The following is a 21,196-nucleotide window of genomic DNA, read 5'->3' as shown; positions in this document are numbered from 1 at the left end:
CGTTTCGACCGATGCGCGCGCGGCCGCCAGGTTGGTTGCTGCGGAATGCTGGCGGCGAGTAGCGCGCGCGGACGTCACCGTGCGCGCCCGCACGTTCGACGAACGCGGCGGTTCGCGTGAAGACGCGACGAACGACGGATCGTCATTGCCACCGGATGGCACAGTTACTCGACGCCGACGATCACGCTCGACGCCTTGAACATCGCGGACGCGGGCTTGCCGCTCGCGAGGCCGAGACGCTCGACGCTGTCGTTGGTGACGATCGCGACGATTTCCGCGCCGCCCGTGGCCTTGATCACGACTTCCGAATTGACCGCGCCTTTCGCGACCGACGCCACGATGCCCGCGACGCAGTTGCGGGCCGATACCTTGCTGCTGTCGACGTCGACCATCACGATGACCGACGACGCCTTCACGAGCGCGAACGCCTTCGTGCCGGCGGCGAGCCCCAGCGCTGCGGCGCTGCCGTGCGTGATCACGGCGACGATGTCGAGGCCGTCCTGCGTGCGCAGCGTGATTTCGTCGTTGACGGCACCGGGCGTGACGACGCCGATCTGGCCGACGAATTGATTGCGGGCGCTGGTTCGCATGATGACTCTCCGGGGAAGTGGGCCGCGCGGCGGGCGGCGAGCGAATGATGGAAACTGCGGACGAGTGTACCGGCAACGGCAGCGACGCGCGACGCCGGCGCGGACATACCGGACATGCGAGATCGCGAACGGTCTTGCGGGACGGCAGGCAATCGCGCGCATGGCATGTTGCAATGCTGGCGCGGGCGTCAGCGTTCTGCGTGCGCGGCCGACAACCTAGCTGCGTTTCGCCGCGGCCTGGCCTGGGCGCGAAGTCGTCTTCCGGGCCGGTGCTGCGCGCGCCTCGCCCAGCGCAACGAGCGCTTCCGTCAGTTGTGCCATGTGTTTTTCCATCGATCGCGGATCGCCGGACTGCAGCGACACGAACGCGCCGTCAAAACCCATCATGCCGAAGTACGCGAGATCGTCCGCGGCGGCGGCGGTGAGGCGTCCGCCATTCGTGGCGAATGCGTTGCGAATCATGTTCCGCATGTAGTCGCGGCCTTCGTTGCGTACGTTGATGACGGTCTGCATCGCCTCCGGTTCCGCGGCCTCGTTGCTCATGACCATCACGAACAACAGGCGCAGGAAATTCTCGCGGTGCAGGAAGACTTCACCCGTTTTCTGCAGATACCAGCCAAGACGTTCGCGCGGCGTGCCGTCGGGCGGATTCTCGTGCGCGCTTCGCATGGCGTCGAAGAAGCCGTGCGCGCCCTGCGCCATGACCTCGGCGAGCAATCCCGCCTTGGAGCCGAAGTGATGATAGATCGCGCTCTTCGGGATGCCGGTCGCCTCGACCAGTGCCGACATCGACGTTCCCGCATAGCCATAGGCAGACATGACGCGGGCCGCCGCGTCGAGGATTTCCTGGCGCGATTTCTGACCGCGCCGGTTGCCGATTTGTTGTGGATTGTCCATCCCGAAAGTATACGCTTCCGAAAGATTGTACCGATCGGTCCAATAATCGTTTTCCCCTAGATCTTTAGTTTTGGACCTATCGGTACAATCCTGTCATCGCAAGCGCGGGCCGTCACATCGCGCGGTGTACGAACTACCGGAGAAGGAGACACTTCATGACTCACGAGTACGACGCCGACGTTGCCATCGTCGGCTATGGTCCGACCGGCGTCATCGCCGCGCTCACACTCGCCAGGCGCGGCATTTCCTGCGTGGCATTCGAACGGCACCGCGAGATCTATCCGCGGGCGCGGGCGGTGACGGTCAACGACTGGACGATGCGGATCTTCCAGAATCTCGGCGTCGATGAAGCGGTGCTGAAGCACATCGATCCGCAGCGCGCGCTGCGCTGGATGCGCTACGACGGCACCGAGATCATGCGCATCGAGCATCCGCCGTCGACGCTCGGCATCAAACCGCGCTTCTTCAACATCTACCAGCCCACGATGGAAGCGGCATTGCGCGAGTGCGCGGCGCAGTACGCGCGCGAGATCGACGTGCGCTACGGCGCCGAGGTCGTGTCGCTGACGCAGGACGACACCGGCGTCACCGTACGCACGAAGAACGTCGCCACCGGCGAAACGACCGATACGCGGGTGCGCTACGTGATCGGCTGCGACGGCGGGAGCAGCGCGACGCGCGGCATGCTGGGTGTGAAGCTGCTCGGCGACACGCTCGACGTGCAGTGGATCGTGATTGACTGCCGCGTCAAACGCTGGTGGCCGGATCGCAATCTGCTGACGTTCTGGTCCGACAAGGAGCGGCCGGTGGTCGATATCGCGCTGTCCGGCGGCAATCATCGCTGGGAACTGCCGCTGAAGCCGGGCGAGAGCGAGGCCGATTTCGCGACGCACGAGCAGGTCTGGCCGCTGCTGAAGGCGCTCGGCGTGAGCGAGGACGACGTCGAGATCCATCAGTACGCGTTCTATCGGCACCACACGCGCATGGCCGACACGTGGCGCATGGGCCGCGCGTTTCTGGCCGGTGACGCGGCACACCTGATGCCGCCCTGGGCCGGTGCCGGCATGCAGACGGGCATGCGCGATGCATTCGATCTCGGCTGGAAACTGGCCGGCGTGCTGAATGGTTCGTTACCCGAATCTTTCCTCGACACATACGAGGTGGAGCGTCGTCCGAACGCGACGTTCTACACGCAGCTCGCCGTTCAGCTCGGCCGCGTCATCAAGCAGGAACTGTCGCCCGACGAGCAGGCCGCGCTGAATGCACCGCGCGACCCGCACGCACCGGAACCGCCGTTGATCGCGCCGCCCGTCCTCGCGGCGGGATGGCTGCGTGGCCCGCTTGCCGACGAGAGCATCGTCGGGCGGATGGTGCCGCAACCGGTGGTCGGCGACAACCGCGGCGCGATGGCGCGCCTGGATGATCTGCTGGGCGACGGCTTCGTCCTGCTCGGCGACAACGTCGATCCGGCCAGCCTGCTCAGCCCGGATGAAAAGGCGGGATGGGACGCGCTCGGTGCGCGATACATCGCCGTTCGTCAGCAACATCAGCACACGGAGGGCCCCGACGAATTCGTCGATCTCGACGGCGTGCTGCAGCCGTGGTTGCGCAAGTTCGGCGCGCGCGCGGTCGCACTGCGACCGGATCGGTTCGTCGCGGCCGCCGACGTCAGCGGTCTCGCCGTGCCCGAGCGCGCCGTCGGATGAAGCGGGTTGAATCAATGAAGGAGAGCGGGATGAGTACAGTGACGGAACTCGGCTACATCGGTATCGAGGCAAGCGATCTTGCCGCATGGGAACGCTTCGCGACCGATCTGCTCGGCATGCAGGTCGGTCGTCGCACCGACGACATGCTGACCCTGCGGATGGACGAAGCGGTGCATCGCTGGATCGTCGTCGCGGGCAGCGCCGACGACCTGGCCTTCACCGGGTTCGGCTGCGCGACCGACGCCGATCTCGATGCGATCGTCGAGCGGCTGCGCGCGGCAGGCAACGACGTCGTCGAGGGCGACAAGACGTTGTGCGCGCAACGGCATGTGCGCCGGCTCGCGTTCACGGCCGATCCGCTGGGCAACCGCGTCGAACTCTATGTCGGGCTCGCCGCCGCGCAGGCGCCGTTTCGGTCCCCGCAACGCGTGTCGCGCTTCGTGACCGGCGGATTCGGCGCCGGTCATCAGGTGCTGATCGAGAACGGCGCGGATCGCCGCGTGCTCGTCGACTGGTACGGGCTGCTCGGCTTCCGTACGACAGACATCATCGACGAGGAAGTGATGCCGGGCGTCGTCGCCAGCGTGACGTTCCTGCACTGCAACCCGCGTCACCACACGGTTGCGTTCGCCAACATGCCGTTCGGCAAACGCATGCATCACTTCATGATCGAGGCGGCCGACCTCGACGACGTGGGACGCGCGCACGATCGCTGCCTGGCGGCGAAGCAGCCGCTCGAGATGAGCCTCGGCATGCATCCCAACGATCGGATGTTCAGTTTCTACGTCCGCACGCCATCGGGCTTCAACGTCGAATTCGGCTGGGGCGGGCTCGTGATCGACGCATCCAGCTGGCAGGTTCAGCACCTCGATCGGCTCAGTACCTGGGGGCATCGCCCTCCGCACGTGATCGCGAATCTGCTTCAGGGCTGACACCGCGTGCACGGCTGCGAACGTCGCAGCGTTACACCTCAACCCATTTTCCGGAAGGGACACATCATGGCGCTTACTCAGGCTCAGACCAGCCGCACCGTCAAGACGCAGGACTGGCAACTTCACTACCACGAGGCCGGCAGCGGTCATCCCGTGATCCTGCTGCACGGCAGCGGCCCCGGTGCGACGGGATGGAGCAACTTCAGCGGCAACATCGATGCGCTGGCGCGGCGGTTTCACGTCTACGCGGTCGACATGCCCGGCTGGGGGCAGTCGGATGCGGCGACCGTCGGGCAGCTCGATCACGTCGACGCCGCGATCCAGTTCATGGACACGCTCGGCATCGAGCGCGCCGCCTTCGTCGGCAATTCGATGGGCGGCCAGACGTCGCTGCGCCTTGCGACCGAGCATCCGGATCGCATCACGCATCTGGTGACGATGGGGCCGCCGATCGGGCGCATGCCGACGCTGTTCGGCGCGGGCGACGGCCCGTCCGAGGGGCTCAAGGTGCTGATCCACGCGTATCGCGATCCGTCGCCGGAGAACATGCGCCGGCTGGTGGAGATCATGGTGTACGACAAGGCGCGGTTCGCGACGCCCGAGTTGTGCCAGGCGCGTTCCGAGGCCGCGCTGCTGCGCCCCGAACATCTGCAGAACTATGTGGCGGGACTGCCGGCCGGCGCGCCGTTGCCGAAGTGGGTGAAACCCGAACTGCTGCCCGCGATCAAGACGCCGACGCTGCTGATCCACGGCCGCGACGACCGGGTCGTGTCGTTCGAGACGTCGCTGTACCTGCTCGCGAACATTCCGGATTCGCGGCTCGTGCTGCTCAACCGCTGCGGGCACTGGGCCATGATCGAACATCCGGACGAGTTCAACCGGCTGGTCGGCGATTTCATCGCGAATGCGTGACGGGTCGGCGATTTTTTTCAATTCATCGACGATCGAGTAAAGAGGATTACTGAAGATGAATGATTTGGACGCAGTCAATGCGCTTGCCGCGCGCCTTCGTCATGCGGAGGTGCAATGCTCGGTCACACCGCCCGTGCGCGGCGAGATCGCGGTGGACGACGTTGCAACCGCGTATGCGGTGCAGCAAGCCAACGTCGACTTGCGGGTCAGCAATGGCGAGCGCATCGTCGGCCGCAAGATCGGCCTGACGTCGCTCGCGGTCCAGCGGCAGCTCGGCGTCGATCAGCCCGATTTCGGCACGCTGTTCGCGGCGATGGCTTACGGCGATGCGGAACCGATGCGTCTGTCGCGACTGATCCAGCCGAAGGTGGAAGCGGAGATCGCGCTCGTGCTCGATCACGATCTCGTGCACGAGAAGCACACGTTCGCCGACCTGCAGCGCGCGACCGCCTATGCGCTTGCGGCAATCGAAGTCGTCGACAGCCGCATCACCGACTGGGACATCCGTTTCGTCGACACGGTCGCCGACAACGCGTCGAGCGCGCTGTTCGTGCTCGGCGGCCGGCCCGTGCCGTTGAAGGATCTCGATCTCGCGGGCTGCGAGATGACGCTGTCGTCGGGCGAGACCGTGCTGTCGCGCGGCACCGGCGCGGCCTGCCTCGGCCATCCGTTGAATGCGGCCGCATGGCTGGCCGACCGGATGGTGCAGCTCGGCACGCCGCTGCGTGCCGGCGACATGATCCTGACCGGCGCACTCGGACCGATGGTCGCCGTTACGTCGCCCGGCACGTTCACCGCGCAGATCGCCGGCCTCGGCGGCGTGCGCGCGGCTTTTATCGATTGAGGATTTCCATGGGCATTCCAAAACTCAAGGCCGCGATCATCGGTTCGGGCAACATCGGCACCGACCTGATGATCAAGATCATGCGGCACGCGCGGCATCTCGACGTGGCCGCGATGGTCGGCATCGATCCGGCTTCCGACGGGCTCGCGCGCGCGGCGCGCCTCGGCGTCGCGACGACGCACGAAGGTGTCGAAGGACTGGCGCGGCTGCCGGTGTTCGACGATATCGACTTCGTATTCGATGCGACGTCGGCCGGCGCGCACGTGAAGAACGACGCATTCCTGCGTGCGCTGAAGCCGGGCATTCGCTGCATCGACCTGACACCTGCCGCGATCGGCCCGTACTGCGTGCCGGTCGTCAATCTCGACGAACATCTCGACGCGCCGAACGTGAACATGGTGACCTGCGGCGGGCAGGCGACGATCCCGATGGTCGCGGCGGTATCGCGCGTCGCGAAGGCGCACTACGCGGAGATCGTCGCGTCGATCAGCAGCAAGTCGGCAGGGCCGGGCACGCGTGCGAACATCGACGAATTCACCGAGACGACGTCCAAGGCGATCGAGGCAGTGGGCGGTGCGGCGCACGGCAAGGCGATCATCGTGCTGAATCCGGCCGAGCCGCCGGTGATGATGCGCGACACCGTCTACGTGCTGTCGGAACCGGCCGACGCGGCGGCGATTGCCGCCTCGGTCGACGAGATGGCGCGCGCGGTACAGGTGTACGTGCCGGGCTATCGTCTGAAGCAGACCGTGCAGTTCGACACGATTCCCGCGTCCGCGCCGTTGAATATCCCGGGCCTCGGCCGCGTGAGCGGACTGAAGACGTCGATCTTCATCGAGGTCGAGGGCGCCGCGCACTATTTGCCCGCGTATGCCGGCAACCTTGACATCATGACGTCCGCCGCGCTCGCGACCGCCGAGCGCATGGCGCAGTCGCTGCAACGCGCGAACGCGTAACGGAGCCTTCACCATGAGCAACAAGCTCTACATCTCGGACGTCACGCTGCGCGACGGCAGCCACGCGATCCGCCATCAATACTCGATCGACAACGTGCAGGCGATCGCCCGCGCACTCGATGCCGCGAAGGTCGACAGCATCGAAGTCGCGCACGGCGACGGCCTGCAGGGATCGAGCTTCAACTACGGATTCGGCGCGCACAGCGATCTCGAATGGATCGAGGCGGTGGCGGACGTGGTCACGCACGCGCGGATCGCGACGCTGCTGTTGCCGGGCATCGGCACGATCCACGACCTGAAGGCCGCCCACGCGGCGGGCGCGCGCGTCGTACGCGTCGCGACGCACTGTACCGAGGCGGATATCTCGAAGCAGCATATCGAATGTGCGCGCTCGCTCGGGATGGATACGGTCGGCTTCCTGATGATGAGCCATATGACGACGCCGGAGCGCCTGGCTGTCGAGGCGAAAAAAATGGAGAGCTACGGCGCGACCTGCATCTACGTGGTCGATTCGGGCGGCGCGCTCGGCATGAACGACGTGCGCGATCGCTTCCGGGCACTCAAGGCCGTGCTGAAACCCGGCACGCAGACGGGCATTCATGCGCACCACAACCTGAGCCTCGGCGTCGCGAACTCGATCGTGGCCGTCGAGGAGGGTTGCGACCGGATCGATGCGAGTCTCGCCGGCATGGGGGCCGGCGCCGGCAACGCGCCGCTCGAGGTGTTCATCGCGGCGGCCGAGCGCATGGGCTGGCACCACGGCACGGATCTCTACACGCTGATGGACGCGGCCGACGACATCGTGCGGCCGTTGCAGGATCGTCCGGTACGTGTCGACCGCGAGACGCTCGCGCTCGGGTATGCGGGCGTTTATTCGAGTTTCCTGCGCCACTCGGAGGCGGCGGCAGCGAAGTACGGGCTGAAGACGGTCGACATTCTGGTCGAACTCGGCAAGCGCGGGATGGTCGGCGGTCAGGAGGACATGATCGTCGACGTCGCGCTGGATCTTCTCGATACGGGCTCGCCGGCCCGATAGCATGATCGGCCGCGCGGCGGCCGCTTGCGGCATGCGGTAGACGACCGGCACCGAAGGGTTCATTCCAGGTGTGCCGGCACACGATGCTTCGCTGTGTCGTGCATAGGCATAACAATCAACATAACTAAATAAACCGGAAGTCAGGTCAATGGAGACGAGCAATGAAAAGGGTGATCTCGTGGAGTGTTGCCGCCGGCGTTGCGGCGGGTGCGACCGGCGCGCAGGCCGCACCGGACAGCAGCGTTACCTTGTACGGTCTTGTGGATGCGGGCGTCACTTACGTCAGCAATTCGGGCGGACACGGCAACCTGAAGTTCGATGACGGCATCATGGCGCCCAATCTGCTGGGCTTCAAGGGCGACGAGGATCTGGGCGGCGGCACGCACGCGGTATTCGATCTCGCGAGCCAGATTTCGATGGGAACCGGTGCGATCCAGCCGCCGGGGAAGGGTATCTTCGCGCGCAATGCATGGGTCGGGCTGACGAACAACCGGTTCGGCTCGATCAGGTTGGGGAACCAGTACGACTTCATGATCGATGCGCTGTTCTTCGGGCGCACCGATGCGGCGTTCGCGGTAGCGGGGTTGTACGACTTTCGTGCGGGCCCGTTCCAGAAGATCGCACTCCCGTACAACCCGCCGTACGCGGCGCAGTTCGACTGGGACCGGATGTCCGGCCAGACGATTGCGAATTCGGTCAAGTATCAGTCGCCCTCCATCCTCGGATTCCGGATGGGCGCGATGTACGGGTTCGGCGGCGTGCCGGGGTCCATCGGAAGCGGTAGCAGTGTCAGCGCAGGGCTGAACTACGATCACGGCGCGTTCGGCGCAGCCGCCGCGTACACCGAAGTCAAGTATCTGCAACCCGGCGGCCCGCAGGTCGGCATTCGAAACTGGGGTGTCGGCGCACGCTACGATTTCGGCAAGCTGTCGACAAGCGCGCTCGTCACGACCGTGCGCAACGGCGCGAACGGCGGCGCGATCGCGCAGGGCGAACTGGGCGCGACGTATCTCGTCACGCCGGCGCTGCAACTCGGCGGGAGCTACCTGTACATGAAGGGCAACGCGTTCCTCGACAACAATCACGCACATCAGCTGAGTGCGTCGGTCGATTACTTCCTGTCGAAGCGAACCACGGTCTACGCGGCCGCCGTCTACCAGCGGACGAACGCCGGCGCGCAGGCATTGATCAGCGGCATCGTCGAGCCGGATGGCGCGTCCAGCGGCCCGAACCAGCTGCTGGCGCGCGTCGGCGTGCAGACGCGCTTCTAGGCGCCGCGCCGCACGATTACTTGGCGCTGGCCGACGCGGCGACCGGCGCGCCGGCCGCCGACGTCTGCGGCGCGGCAGCGGCCGCCGCGTCGCCCTCCCATCCGCCGCCGAGCGCGAGGAACAGCCGCACCTGGTCGGCTGCGACCTGCCCTTCGGCCGCGGCGACCTGCGCGTGCACGCTGGTCAGCGTGCGCGTCGCATCGAGATCGGAGATGAACGATTCGCGGCCTGCCCGATAGAGCCGGTGCGTTTCGTCGGCGGAACTGCGCGCCGATTCGTACGCGGTGCGCAGTGCGTCGGTGCGCTGCACGTCGGCCGCGTAAGTCGCGAGGCTCGACTGCGTTTCGCGCAGTGCGTTCAGCACGACGCCGTCGAAGTGCGCGAGCGCACCGCCCGTCGCGGCTTCGGCTTCCTGCACGCGCGCACGCTGGCCGTTGATCGGAAACGACCAGCTGATCAGCGGTCCGAACGACCAGCGGTTGGTGGTCGACGAGAAGAGATCGCCGGCGACACCGACCGACCCGGCCGACGCGCCGATGCTGATCGACGGATACAGCGCGGCGGTCGCGACGCCGATGCGCGCGGTCGCGGCGGCGAGCTGGCGCTCGGCTTCGCGAACATCCGGGCGGCGGCGCAGCAGCGCGGCGCCGTCGCCGATCGGGATCGGCTGGCGCAACTGCGGCAGGCGCTCGCATTCGGCGACCGCCTTCGGCAGATCGGCCGGCGAACGCGCGAGCAGCGCGGCGAGCTGGTATTGCGCGATCTTGCGACGGCCTTCGAAACGCGGGATGTCGGCCGACAGCGTGCGCACCTGCGTGACGCCGCGCGTCACGTCGGTCTGGTTGCCGCGTCCGGCATCGCGCAGCCGCTGCGACAGCGTCACGCGCTGCTGCTGCAGCGCGAGCGACTGCTTCGCGATCGCGAGCTCGTCGCCGGCGGAGCACGATTCGACGTACGCGCGCACGACATCGGCGACGACGGTGATGCGCGCCAGATCGGCGGCCGCCTTGACGGCGTCGCTGTCGGCGCGCGCGGCCTCGACGCCGCGCCGCAACTTGCCGAACAGGTCGAGCTCGTACGACACGCTGATGCCGACCGTGCCTTCGTTGACGACCGGCAGCTTGTTTTCGAGCAGATATTGCTCGGCCGATTCCTGCGCGCGCTGCACGGCTGCTTCCGCTTTGCCGGAGAAGCCGCCCTGCTGGTTCGCGACTTCCAGCGCCGCCCGCGAGCGCGCGAGGTTGGCCGCGGCCACGCGCAGGTCGGTGTTGGATTTCAGCGCGCTGCGCACGAGATCGTCGAGGACGGGATCGTCGTACAGCTGCCACCAGTTGCCGGGCACCGCGTCGCGCGATACGAGCTTGCCGTCCGCGTCGTCGAGCGCATGGTTCGCGAGCGGCGCGTTCACGTACGCCTGCTGCGGCAGCGTGTAGTCGGGGCCGACGGATTTGCACGCGCCGAGTGCGAGCGCGAGCGGCGTAAGCGCCGCCGCGAGGCGCAGGCCGTGTCGCTTCATTGCGAGGCCCCCGCTGCGCTTGCGGGCGCGGGCGACGACGCCGCTGCGGCGGTCGAAGCGCCGACGGCCGGCTTCGTGGTGTCGCCACGGCGGTCGTCACGGCGCGTATCGGCGCGCATCGCGACGGTCGCGGTGCGCCCGGCAATCATCCGGAAATCGTCGGGCACCTCGTCGAGCGCGACACGCACCGGCACGCGCTGCGCGAGCCGCACCCAGCTGAATGCGGGGTTCACGTTCGGCAGCAGGTTCGCGCCCTGCGTCCGGTCGCGATCCTCGATCGCGGCGACGATGCTCTGCACGTGGCCGCGCAGCGGATGCGGTTCGCCCATCACGACGATGTCGACGGGCTGGCCGATATGGATGCCGCGCAGCTTGGTTTCCTCGAAGTAGCCGTCGACACGGAACGAATTGCGATCGACGACCGACAGCAGCGCGCGGCCGGCCGGCACGTATTCGCCGACGCGCGGCGCGCGGTCGTTCAGGTAGCCGTCGACGGGGCTCACGATCGTCGTGCGCTGCAGATTCAACTTCGCGGTGTCGAGCGACACCCGCGCATCGGCGACGGCGGCTTCGCCCTGCTCGACACGCGTGCGGCTTTCCTCGACCTGCTCGCTTGCCACGAGGTTGCCGAGCTGCAGGTTGCGCGCGTATTCGCGCTTGGCCTGCGCGAGCGTCGCGGTGCGTTGCGCGAGCGTCGCCTCGGCGAGCCGCTCCGCGAGCGTGTAGCGTGCCTGGTCGATCACGAACAGCACCTGGCCGCGCCGGACTTCCTGGTTGTCCACGACGTGCACGGCGGTGATGAGCCCGGACACGTCGGGCGCGACCTGGATCACGTCGGCGCGCACGTGCCCGTCGCGCGTCCACGGCGAGAACATGTAGTAGTTGATGATGCGCCACAGCACGAGGGCAGCCACGACGACGACGATCAGGGTGAGCAGGATCTGCCCTGCCGAGAGCCAGGTTTTTTTCACGATTAGGTAGCCACGAGATGGTGAGACACGATCACGACTGCAGCAAACACGAACACGTAGATGCCGAGGTCGAAGATCGAACGGTGCCAGACGAGGCGGTAAAAGCCGACGCGTTCGAGCACCGCGCGCACGACGATGTTGATCAGATAGGCGATCAGCATCAGCACGAGCGGAGCCGGCACGAATACGCCGAAGATGTCGATTTCGCCGATCATGGTCGCGGTCGGAAAGACAGGTTGGAAAGCGGGATCATGCGCGTGCTCCGTCCGGCGTTGCATGCGGAGGCTGCGCGGACGCGGCCGGATACAGCGACAGGCGCAGGCCGACGAGCGCGTGCAGCGTGTCGCGCAGCCAGCGATGCGTTGCCGGCGAGGCCGGCGCTGCCGGAAGCGGCGTCGTGCCGTCGTCCGGCGTGACGGCGCCCGGCAGGTTGCGGCCGGCCACGCGCTGCAGCGCGTCGTCGATCGATGCGAGCAGCGCCGGCGGCGCGGGCTGGCGCGCGTTCGCGGCCACGCAGCGCGTGTAGTGATCGGTCACGCCTGCCAGCACGCGATCGATCGCGTCGGGCAGCTCGCCCGACAGCTTGCGGCGCGTGCGGCGCAAGTCGAGCGCGTTCAGTGCGATGCGCAGGTCGCGGAAGCTTTCGATCGACGGGTGGCGGTGATCGTCGGACGCACCCAGCCGCGGCAGCAACTGCGTGACGCGATCGAGCATCCGCGATGCGTGGTTGCGCTGGTCGTCGAGCGGCTGCGTCGACGCGGAACGCGCGACGTCTTCCCAGCCCGAGCGCTGCAGGCGCCGCACCGCGAGTTCCGCGCCGAACGGGCGCGTCGCGCGGGTCCACACGTACGCAAACAACAGCCCGGCGACGCCCGCGAGATTGCTGTTCAGGAACACGAAGAAATCGGCTTCGTATGCGCTCTGGATGCTGATGAAGGTGGCGGTGTTCACCGCGACGAGCATCGTGACCATATTGAACTGCGGGCGCGGCAGCAACGTGCCGATCAGGATGAACGGCCCCGCGAACATCAGCACGAGCATCGGGAAGTCGTGCACGTGCGGCAGCACGACGAACAGGTACAGGCCCGCGAACACGACGCTCGCGGTAGTCGCGAGGAAGAACTTGAACACCAGCGGCGCAGGCTCGTCGAGCGCGGCGAAGAAGCTGCAGGCGACGGCCACGAGCGTGACGGCGCCCGCGCCGTCGTGCCAGCCGGACTCGATCCACAGCCAGCACGCGAACACGATCGCGCCGACCACGGTCAGCGTCGAGAACAGCATCATCCCGCGATCGAAGAAGCGCTCGGTGCCGCCGAGCCGCCAGTGCCGGTAGCGCGGCTGCCAGACGCCCGACTCGTTCGCGATCAGCGCGCGCAGCGAGCGGCAGTCCTGCCAGATGTCGACGACCTGACGCAGCCGCCACAGCGCGTTCGACAGCAGCGCGCCGTCCCAGCTCGTCAATGCGGCGTCGGGCGGCTGCAGCGCGGCGATGCGCGCGCGCAGGTTGTCCGCGACCGGATCGTTGGCCATCTCGCCGTCGGTGCCGTCGGTGACGGCCGGCAGCGGGGCGTCGAACCACTTCGCGGCGTCGGCGAGCAGCGCGTCGAGCGCGGCGGGGCGCACGTGCAGGTCGCGCATCAGCGCGATCAGCGGATCGGCGAGCGACGACATCAGCGGCAGGAACAGCTGCATCCGGCCCGCGAGCGCCTGCGCGCGCGCGAGCACGCGCGGGTGCGCGTGGTCGTAGCTGAGCTGGCTCAGCAGGAATTCGAGGCCCGTGATGGTCGCGGCGAGGCGTTGCCGGCACGCGGACAGCGCCTTGCCCGCGAGATGCCCGGACAGCGTCTCGCGACCGTAGAACGCGGCGTCGCGGAACCACGCGTCGGTGCGCTCGATCAGCGTCGGCGCGAGCCGGTTCGGGAACACGGCGCTGCCGACCACGCTCGCGCACACGATGCCGAGCACGATTTCCTCGGTTCGCGCGATCGCGACGTCGAAGATCGTCGACGGATCGGTGACGGTCGGCAGCGCGACGAGCGGCATCGTATAGCCGGCGAGCATGAACACGTAGCTGCGCGCGGTGCGGTCGGAGATCGCGAGGTAGAGCAGCGTGCCGCACCACGTCGCGACGATGATGCTGAACAGGAGCGGCGTCTCGACGAACGGCGGCACGAACAGGATCGCGGCGGACGCGCCGAGCGCGGTGCCGAGCGCGCGATACAGCGCCTTCGAGCGCGTCGCGCCGACGAACGGGTTCGACACGATATAGACGCTCGCCATCGCCCAGTACGGGCGCGGCAGCTGGAAATACAGGCCGAGGTACAGCGCCAGCATCGACGCGGCGAAGGTCTTGCCCGAGAACAGCCAGTCGCGAAGGCTCGGATAGGTCATGACGCGGAATCGGCAGGGTGGGGCTGGCGCGACGCCGGATGGTGCGCATCGGCCGCGTTGAATGCGTTGAGCACGCGCAGCGTCGCTTCGAGATCGGCGCGCGTAATGCCCTTGAGCACCTGGGCGCGCAGCACGCGCAGGTCTTCTTCCATCCCGGCGGTGACCGCACGGCCGGCCGCGGTGAGCGAGATCGTTTTCGCGCGGCGATCGTGCGGATCCTCGTCGCGGCGCGCGAGGCCGGCCGCGCACAGCTGATCGAGCAGGCGCACGAGCGACGGCCCCTCGATGCCGACGTGTTCGGCGAGCGTGCCCTGGCGCACGCCTTCGCCGAGGCGGCCGGCGATCAGCAGCGGCGTCGCGCAGGCTTCGGACACGTTGTAGGCGGTCAGCACCTCGTCGCTCGTGCGGCGCCACTTGCGGGCAGTGAGCACGAGCAGGCTGCTGACGGCGAGGCGGAGGTCGTGCAGATTGGTCATGGGCGGAATGATAGGGGCAAAATTATTCGATAGCAAACTATCGTTTTTCTTGTCATCCGGATGTCATGCGGTACGCCCGGCTGCCGACCTGCAACGAGCAATGTAGGCGGGGTGCCGGGGATGGTCAATCTGTAAGGTTGGGGCGGGCGGCACGGCGTGATGCACCGCAGCAGTACGGCGGCGCAGCGCCGCGGCATCGCGGTCGATTGGGCGATGGCCATACCGGTCCGGCCGCCGTGAATCGCAGCCGGCGGCCTTCGCCGTGCGGGACATTCGGGTGTCGCGGCGTACGCGCATCGAATCCGCGCATCGGCTCGATCGTGGGCGGACTGGCCGGCAACCTGATCGAGTGGTACGACTTCCTCGCGTACAGCATCTTCTCGATCTATTTCGCGCCGTCGTTCTTTCCCGCCGACCGGCCGACCGTGCAACTGATGAATACGGCGGCGATCGCGGCGGTCGGCTATGTCGCGCGGCCGGCGGGCAGCTGGCTCGTCGGAGTGTATGCGGACCGGCGCGGCCGCAAGGCCGCGCTGACGAAATCCGTGCTTGCGATGTGCGCGGGCTCGATGCTGATCGCCGTCACGCCCGGCTACGCGACGATCGGCGTGCTCGCACCGGCGTTGCTGGTCGCCGCGCGGCTGCTGCAGGGGCTCAGCATGGGCGGCGAATACGGCACCAGCGCGACCTACCTGAGCGAGATCGCGCCGCCGAACCGGCGCGGTTTCTACGTCGGCTTCCTGCAGGTGAGCGTGGTGGCCGGCCAGCTCGTCGCGCTCGGCCTGATGCTCGCGATGCAGCGGATCTTCGCCGGCACGCACGACATCGAGCGCTGGGGCTGGCGGATTCCGTTCTTCGTCGGCGGCGTGCTCGCGCTGTTCGCGCTCTACATGCGCCGCAACGTCGTCGAGAGCGATGCGTTCATCGCGAGCCGTGCGCGTGCGGCGAAGACGCGCGTGTCGGCCGATCTCGCGGCCCATTGGCGCGAGCCGCTGCTCGCGATCGGCATCACGATCGGCGGCACCGTCGCGTTCTACACGTACACCGTCTACATGCAGAAATATCTCGTCAATTCCGCCGGACTGCATAAGGAAACGGCGACCTGGATCTGCACGATCGCGCTGCTGCTCTACATGCCGCTGCAGCCGTTGTTCGGCCTCGTGTCGGATCTCGTCGGGCGCCGGTCGGTGCTGCTGTGGTTCGGGATCGGCGGCGCGCTGCTGTCGGTGCCGATCTTCACGGCCCTCGGCCACGTGCACGAGCCGCTCGCCGCATTCGCGCTGGTGTTCGCGGGGCTCGTCGTGCTGAGCGGATTCACGTCGGTGCACATGCTCGTGAAGGCCGAGCTGTTTCCGCCGCAGATCCGCGCGCTGGCGGTCGGGCTGCCTTATGCGCTGACGACGGCGATCCTCGGCGGCACGACCGAATTCGTCGCGTTGCGGTTCAAGGCGGCCGGCAACGAGTCGATGTTCTTCTGGTACGTCGCGGCCTGCGCGGCGATTTCGCTGATCGTGTACTGGCGGATGCCCGAGACGCATCCGCGCAAGCGCGAGCGCGCGGCGGCGGAGGTCGCGCGTGCGGTGTAGGCGGTCGCGCCGGACGGCATCGCTCGACACTTCGTAGTAATGCGGCGGCGCCGGTTCGATCCCGCGCCGCCGTGAACCGCCGCTCAGCGCACGTGCGGCAACAACGCGCGCAGCCAGTACGCGACCGCCACCGCGCCGCCATCCGGCGTGCCGATCGCGCGCTCGCCGAGATAGCGCGCCCGGCCCGCGCGCGGCGTCATGCCGGCCGTTTGCTGCGCGCCGTGTGCCGCGGCTTCGACGGCTGCCGCCCACGCGTCGGCATGATCGCGATCGTCATCGAGGGCGCGGTCGAACGCGGCGGAGGCCGGCACCAGCGCATCGAGCATCGTGCGGTCGCCGGCGTGCGCGCCGCCCAGTTCGCTGATCGCATCCACCGCGTTGCGGAATGCGGCGGACCAGTCGCGCGCGGACGGCGCGGCGACGTCGGCGGCCTCGGCGAGACGCCGCGATGCACGCAGCAACGCGGTCGCATAGAACGGCCCCGAACTGCCCGCGATCGCGCGGCGCAACGCGGCGGCCAGCGCCGCGAGCGTACCGGCCGGCGTGCCGTATGCGGCTTCCGGCAAGTCTAGGATCGCCTGCGCGGCGCGCTGCATGCTCGCGCCGAGATCGCCGTCGCCGGCGGCCGTATCGAGTTCGGTCAGCGTCGCTTCGTTGTCGATCAACGCTTGCGCGACCGCCTGCAGTGCCGGTTGCAGCCGCGCCGCCCACGCGCGGCCGGCCGCGTCGAGCGGCGGCAGCGGCTGCTCGGGCACGGCGGCCGCTGCCGCGCGAATCTGCGTGTTGACCGCGCCGCCGCCGGGCCACGCGCGTGCCTGCGTCGGCGCGTCGAGCAGTGCGGCGCGCTCTTCGTTCAGCCGCAGCAACGAGATCGAGCACCCGGGCATGTTCAGCGCCGACAGGAACGTGCCGGCCCACGCGCGCGCGACCGTGATGCCGCGCCGGGTCAGGTTGTCGTGCGCGGCGCGCAGCACGATCGCCAGTTCCATGTCGGGCGTCGCGCCGAGGCCGTTGACGAACAGCGCGACGCGTTCGTCGCGATCGAGCACGAGGTCGGCGACGATGCTCGACAGCAGCGTGTCGACGAGCGCGTCGGCGGGCTGCGGCGCGGTGCGTTCGACGCCTTTCTCGCCGTGGATGCCGAGACCGAGCTCGATCTCGTGATCGGCCAAGCTGAAGCCCGCCTTGTCGGCGCCGGGAATCGTGCAGCCGTCGAGCGCGACGCCCATCGTGCCGAGGTCGGCCGCGGCGTCGCGCGCGATCGCCGCGACGCGGGCCAGCGACAGCCCGCGCGCGGCAGCGGCGCCGGCCAGCTTGTGGATCAGCACGGTGCCGGCGATCCCGCGCCGTTGCCCGCGCTCGACGCGGCCGCGCAGCGACACGTCGTCGGCGACGATCACCGTCTCGACCGGAATGCCTTCCGCGCGCGCGAGCTCGGCGGCCAGCCCGAAATTGAGGCGGTCGCCGGTGTAGTTCTTCACGACGAGCAGCGCGCCGTTCGGGCCGGCGCTCGCGCGGATCGCGGCGAGCACCGCGTCGGTCGGCGGCGACGTGAAGACTTCGCCGCAGACGGCCGCGCTCAGCATGCCTTCGCCGACATAGCCGCCGTGCGCGGGTTCGTGGCCGCTGCCGCCGCCGGACAGGATCGCGACGGGGCGCGCTGCCGGATCGGGCAGCGGCTGACGGACGAGCACGTGCTCGTCGCCGAGGATCGCGAGATGCGGCGACTGCCGCGCGATGCCTTCCAGCATTTCGCGCACGACATCGGATGGGCGGTTCACAAGCTTTTTCATGGCAGCGGTTTTCCTGACGGTGAGACGGCGGCGCGGCCGCGCGACGGACTGTGGATGGCAGGCGGCGTGGCCCGGGAACGGCACGCCGCACAGTCGGCGTTACGTAACATCCGGGCATTCGTAGCACGAATGTAACGAAAACCGTGACGCTCCTGGGCCCGAAAAACGCCGCTCGAACGGCGGGCAAGCACCCGTGGGAAAGCGCGGACGCTTGCCTGGCGAGAGAGAGGCCGGTTCTCGCGTGGCAATGGCATGGAACGTGCTGATTGGTCTCCGGTCCTGTTCAGAACATGCCATCGCCCGGACCGCGAGGAGACCATCATGCACCGATTCCACATTTTCACACCGGCCGCGTTGCTGGCCGCCGCCGGCGTGCTGAGCGCCTGCGGCGGCAGCGACATGACCGCGGCGACGGCCGGTACCGGCGGCGCGATCGTCGCCGACAACAAACCATCCGGCCCTGGCCTGACCGATGACGGCGGCTTCGGCACGAGCGGCGCACCCGGCACGAACGGGGTCGTCAGCACGGCCGGCCAGTTCGCGACTGCCACCGGCTCGACCGTCGGCGGCGTGACGGTGCCCGGACTCGGCAACGCGGCGACGCGCAGCGCCGGCGACACGATTTCCAGCGTCAGCACGATCACGCGCGCGACCGCCGATGCGCTCAGCGACGGGCTCGGCCGGATCGGCACGACCGCCAATCCGGTCGGCACGACGGTCGCGAGCGTTGGCAATGTCGTCGGCGCCACCGCGAATCCGGTCACGGGCCTCGCGCAGACGGTCCGCGCGCTGGGCACGGGGCCGCTGGCGCCGCTCGCGCCGGTCACGACGCCCGTCGGCACGGCGCTCGATACGGTAGCCGGCGGCCTCGGCGCGGCGGGCAGCACGGTCGGCGCGACGCTGTCGTCGAATGCCGTGTGGCAGGTCACGCAACCGCTCAGCGCGATCGTGACGCCGCTCGTGCTGTCGGCCGGGCAGGCCACGCAGCAGATCGGCACGGCGACCGGCGTCGGGCAACCGGCGGCCAACTTGCTCGGGCAGGTCGGCAGTGCGCTGTCGACGGTGGGCTGGCGCACCGGGACGGTCGCGTCGCAACCGGCGGTCGGCCCGGCGAGCCAGTTCGTCGGCACGACGGGCGGGCTCGTCGGCGTGGTCGGCAATACCGTGAGCAACGCGGCCGGGCTGTTCGACCCCAACGGCCCGAACGGCGTCGCGCCGATTCCCGGCCTGATCGTGAGCGTCGCGGGCGCGTCGGTGACGACCGTGAAGAACGGTCCGTCGCCCGGCGCGGGGAGCAATTCGGGTGCGTCGGGGCTGCTCGGTGGCTTGGTGCCGGGGCCCGGTTCGACACCGCTCGGTTCGGTGACCGGCGCGCTTGGCGGCGCCGCGGGCGCGGGCGCCGGCGCGGTGAGCCCGCTTGCGCCGGTGACGAGCCTCGTGTCGACGCTGACCGGCACGCTGGGCGGTGTAGCGGGCGGCGCGGGATCGGGGGCTGCGGCAAATCCGCTCGCGCCGGTGACGTCGCTGCTCGGCGGCGTGTCGGGCGGCGTCGCGAAATAAGCGTGCACGGCGCGGCGAGCGTCGGCGGCAAGCCGCTTGCCGCCGAACGCTTTGCGCATCGCGCGGGATTGGCTTTCCTTTCGCGATTGATTGGTTTCAGGCGTTCCAGGCGTTTCACGCCACGGCGGAAGCGAATCCCGGCGACGCGCGTATCGCCGCTGCCCGCATCGCGCAAGCGCGTGCGTGCGTGTGCGTGTGTGGCTACTTGATCGCCGCGATCGCCTTCGCGCGAATCAACCGCGCCCGCAGCACATTGCGGCTGATCCCGAGCAGCCGCGCGGCCTGGATCTGATTGCGGTGACTGAACTCGAACGCGACGCGCATCACGGTGTCCTCGATTCGTTCGAACAGGTGCTCGTGTTCGTCGTCGAACAGCGCCCGCAGCGCGTGTTCGAGCGCTTCATGGGCCGGCACCCGGTTCGCCGGCTCCGTCACGCGCGCGACGGCCACGGGCGCGCATGACGACGACAGGTTCAGGTCGGTTTCCTGCAGCATGTCGTGGCGGCTTACCAGCAGCGCATGATGAATCACGTTCTCCAGCTCGCGGATATTGCCGGGCCACGCATGCGCTTCGAGCCTGCGTGCCGCGCGCGGATCGATGCTGTGCGGCCCGTGGCCGAGACGGTTCCGATAGTCGTCGACGAAGTGGCGCGCGAGCGGCAGGATGTCGGCCGGCCGTTCGCGCAGCGTCGGCACGTCGAGCTGCACGACGTTGAGCCGGTAGAACAGGTCGCCGCGAAATCGCCCGTCCGCCACGGCCTGCCGCAGATCGACGTTGGTCGCGGCCACCACGCGCACGTCGACCGGCGTGCCGGTGCGTGAGCCGAGCCGCACGACTTCACGCTCCTGCAGCACGCGCAGCAGCTTCACCTGCATCGACAGCGGCAGATCGCCGATCTCGTCGAGAAACAACGTGCCGCCGTTCGCGGCCTCGAACCAGCCCGGCTTCGCGCACAGCGCACCTGTAAACGCCCCTTTCTCATGACCGAACAGTTCGCTGTCGACGAGCGTGTCGGACAGCGCGCCGCAGTTCACTGCGACGAACGGGCCGTCGCCGCGGCGGCTGAGGTCGTGAACGCGGCGCGCGATCAGTTCCTTGCCGGTGCCTGTCTCGCCGGCGATCAGGACGTTCGCGTCGCTCGGTGCGACGAGCCGCACGCGTTCGAGCAGCGCGAGCGAACGCGGATCGACGAACACGTGGGCGCGCGCGCGTGCCGCCGCCTCGCGTTCGGGCCGCGCGAGCACCGGCGCGACGGGCTCGGCAGCGGTGCCGCGCGACTGCGCGCGCCGTTCGTCCGCGGACGCGGCGACGACATGAAGACTGACCGGACGCGACGAGGCATTAACGGATGTCATGGCGATGAAGGCATGGATCGGTCGAACGGGAGCGGACGCGCGCCGACGGGCGGCGCGTTCCGGGTGCTGCGTGATCAGCAGAGTGTTCAGCGTTTTGCGTCGCGCGGGAAACATCGATTTCTGATAACCAAAGCGGGATTGCTGCGCAGCGTGCGGCGGCGCCGGGTAGTGGCGCCACGACGGCGGATGCGACGTCATCGCGATCGATGCGGCGCCATGCTGCCGTCGCGATCGGGCAAGCCGCGCGGCAATGCTGCTGATTGAGCAGCACCGCATCAGCAGCGCTGTTTGCTCCGGTTCATCTCGTTGCGGAATATCGATGTGATGGGCTTTCGGGAACGCTTGCCACGGCCGTGCGTTTTGCCCGAGCGGCCCGCCACGCGGGCGATTGACCGAAGATTCG

General features: G+C 68.4%; 19 protein-coding genes. 10 read left to right on the top strand and 9 right to left on the bottom strand.

Annotated features, from left to right (window positions below):
- Window positions 1–164: 164 nt before the first annotated feature.
- Entirely contained in the window at window positions 165–590 is a 426-nt protein-coding gene (locus O1Q03_RS06685) for a TOBE domain-containing protein (RefSeq protein ID WP_269502326.1), read from the bottom strand.
- A 216-nt stretch (window positions 591–806) separates the two neighbouring features.
- Window positions 807–1,487 (bottom strand): TetR/AcrR family transcriptional regulator, encoded by a 681-nt coding sequence (locus O1Q03_RS06680; RefSeq protein ID WP_269502324.1) that lies wholly within the window; start codon window positions 1,485–1,487, stop codon window positions 807–809.
- Window positions 1,488–1,642: 155 nt separating this feature from the next.
- On the opposite strand from O1Q03_RS06680, the gene O1Q03_RS06675 reads away from it, so the two are divergent.
- From O1Q03_RS06675 to O1Q03_RS06645, 7 genes are all read left to right on the top strand, one after another.
- Window positions 1,643–3,193, top strand: coding sequence for a bifunctional 3-(3-hydroxy-phenyl)propionate/3-hydroxycinnamic acid hydroxylase (locus O1Q03_RS06675; RefSeq protein ID WP_269502323.1), 1,551 nt, complete (start codon window positions 1,643–1,645; stop codon window positions 3,191–3,193).
- A 29-nt stretch (window positions 3,194–3,222) separates the two neighbouring features.
- Window positions 3,223–4,125 carry a VOC family protein gene (locus O1Q03_RS06670; protein WP_269502322.1) on the top strand — a complete coding sequence of 301 codons (903 nt, stop codon included), beginning with the start codon at window positions 3,223–3,225 and terminating at the stop codon, window positions 4,123–4,125.
- A 66-nt stretch (window positions 4,126–4,191) separates the two neighbouring features.
- The gene (locus O1Q03_RS06665) at window positions 4,192–5,037 is read left to right on the top strand and encodes an alpha/beta fold hydrolase (RefSeq protein ID WP_269502321.1); all 846 of its coding nucleotides are present in this window, start codon (window positions 4,192–4,194) and stop codon (window positions 5,035–5,037) included.
- Between the two features lie 55 nt (window positions 5,038–5,092).
- Window positions 5,093–5,881, top strand: coding sequence for a fumarylacetoacetate hydrolase family protein (locus O1Q03_RS06660; protein WP_269502320.1), 789 nt, complete (start codon window positions 5,093–5,095; stop codon window positions 5,879–5,881).
- 8 nt (window positions 5,882–5,889) lie between these two features.
- The gene (locus O1Q03_RS06655; RefSeq protein ID WP_269502319.1) at window positions 5,890–6,837 is read left to right on the top strand and encodes an acetaldehyde dehydrogenase (acetylating); all 948 of its coding nucleotides are present in this window, start codon (window positions 5,890–5,892) and stop codon (window positions 6,835–6,837) included.
- 13 nt (window positions 6,838–6,850) lie between these two features.
- Entirely contained in the window at window positions 6,851–7,873 is a 1,023-nt protein-coding gene (gene dmpG, locus O1Q03_RS06650) for a 4-hydroxy-2-oxovalerate aldolase (protein ID WP_269502318.1), read from the top strand.
- Between the two features lie 161 nt (window positions 7,874–8,034).
- The gene (locus O1Q03_RS06645) at window positions 8,035–9,144 is read left to right on the top strand and encodes a porin (protein WP_269502316.1); all 1,110 of its coding nucleotides are present in this window, start codon (window positions 8,035–8,037) and stop codon (window positions 9,142–9,144) included.
- Window positions 9,145–9,160: 16 nt separating this feature from the next.
- Here O1Q03_RS06645 and O1Q03_RS06640 read toward each other — a convergent pair whose 3' ends face one another.
- The 5 genes from O1Q03_RS06640 to O1Q03_RS06620 are packed head-to-tail and all read right to left on the bottom strand — an operon-like array spanning window position 9,161 to window position 14,498.
- On the bottom strand, window positions 9,161–10,660 hold the full coding sequence (locus O1Q03_RS06640) for an efflux transporter outer membrane subunit (protein ID WP_269502315.1): 1,500 nt from the start codon (window positions 10,658–10,660) through the stop codon (window positions 9,161–9,163).
- Window positions 10,657–11,631 carry an efflux RND transporter periplasmic adaptor subunit gene (locus O1Q03_RS06635; protein ID WP_269502314.1) on the bottom strand — a complete coding sequence of 325 codons (975 nt, stop codon included), beginning with the start codon at window positions 11,629–11,631 and terminating at the stop codon, window positions 10,657–10,659. The genes O1Q03_RS06640 and O1Q03_RS06635 overlap by 4 nt, the downstream gene beginning before the upstream one ends.
- A 2-nt stretch (window positions 11,632–11,633) precedes the next feature.
- Window positions 11,634–11,846, bottom strand: coding sequence for a DUF1656 domain-containing protein (locus O1Q03_RS06630; RefSeq protein WP_011350409.1), 213 nt, complete (start codon window positions 11,844–11,846; stop codon window positions 11,634–11,636).
- A gap of 34 nt (window positions 11,847–11,880) precedes the next feature.
- Window positions 11,881–14,022 (bottom strand): FUSC family protein, encoded by a 2,142-nt coding sequence (locus O1Q03_RS06625; protein WP_269502311.1) that lies wholly within the window; start codon window positions 14,020–14,022, stop codon window positions 11,881–11,883.
- Complete coding sequence (locus tag O1Q03_RS06620; protein WP_269502310.1) at window positions 14,019–14,498, bottom strand: MarR family winged helix-turn-helix transcriptional regulator; 480 nt, start codon at window positions 14,496–14,498, stop codon at window positions 14,019–14,021. The genes O1Q03_RS06625 and O1Q03_RS06620 overlap by 4 nt, the downstream gene beginning before the upstream one ends.
- 320 nt (window positions 14,499–14,818) lie before the next feature.
- Here O1Q03_RS06620 and O1Q03_RS06615 point away from each other — a divergent pair, with 320 nt between their 5' ends.
- Window positions 14,819–16,084, top strand: coding sequence for an MFS transporter (locus tag O1Q03_RS06615; RefSeq protein WP_269502309.1), 1,266 nt, complete (start codon window positions 14,819–14,821; stop codon window positions 16,082–16,084).
- 83 nt (window positions 16,085–16,167) lie between these two features.
- On the opposite strand, the gene O1Q03_RS06610 is transcribed toward O1Q03_RS06615, so the two are convergent.
- On the bottom strand, window positions 16,168–17,877 hold the full coding sequence (locus tag O1Q03_RS06610; protein WP_269502308.1) for a dihydroxyacetone kinase family protein: 1,710 nt from the start codon (window positions 17,875–17,877) through the stop codon (window positions 16,168–16,170).
- A 321-nt stretch (window positions 17,878–18,198) separates the two neighbouring features.
- Between O1Q03_RS06610 and O1Q03_RS06605 the strand changes: the two genes are divergently transcribed.
- Complete coding sequence (locus O1Q03_RS06605) at window positions 18,199–19,437, top strand: collagen-like triple helix repeat-containing protein (RefSeq protein WP_269502307.1); 1,239 nt, start codon at window positions 18,199–18,201, stop codon at window positions 19,435–19,437.
- A 201-nt stretch (window positions 19,438–19,638) separates the two neighbouring features.
- On the opposite strand, the gene O1Q03_RS06600 is transcribed toward O1Q03_RS06605, so the two are convergent.
- Window positions 19,639–20,793 (bottom strand): sigma-54 interaction domain-containing protein, encoded by a 1,155-nt coding sequence (locus O1Q03_RS06600; protein WP_269502306.1) that lies wholly within the window; start codon window positions 20,791–20,793, stop codon window positions 19,639–19,641.
- Between the two features lie 12 nt (window positions 20,794–20,805).
- On the opposite strand from O1Q03_RS06600, the gene O1Q03_RS06595 reads away from it, so the two are divergent.
- On the top strand, window positions 20,806–21,057 hold the full coding sequence (locus O1Q03_RS06595) for a hypothetical protein (protein WP_269502304.1): 252 nt from the start codon (window positions 20,806–20,808) through the stop codon (window positions 21,055–21,057).
- The last annotated feature ends 139 nt before the right edge of the window (window positions 21,058–21,196 follow it).

The sequence above is a fragment of the Burkholderia sp. IMCC1007 genome (genome assembly GCF_027257875.1).
Lineage (GTDB): Bacteria > Pseudomonadota > Gammaproteobacteria > Burkholderiales > Burkholderiaceae > Burkholderia.
The sequence above is the reverse complement of the archived record's forward strand: the minus strand, read 5'-3'. Positions and strand labels throughout refer to the sequence as shown.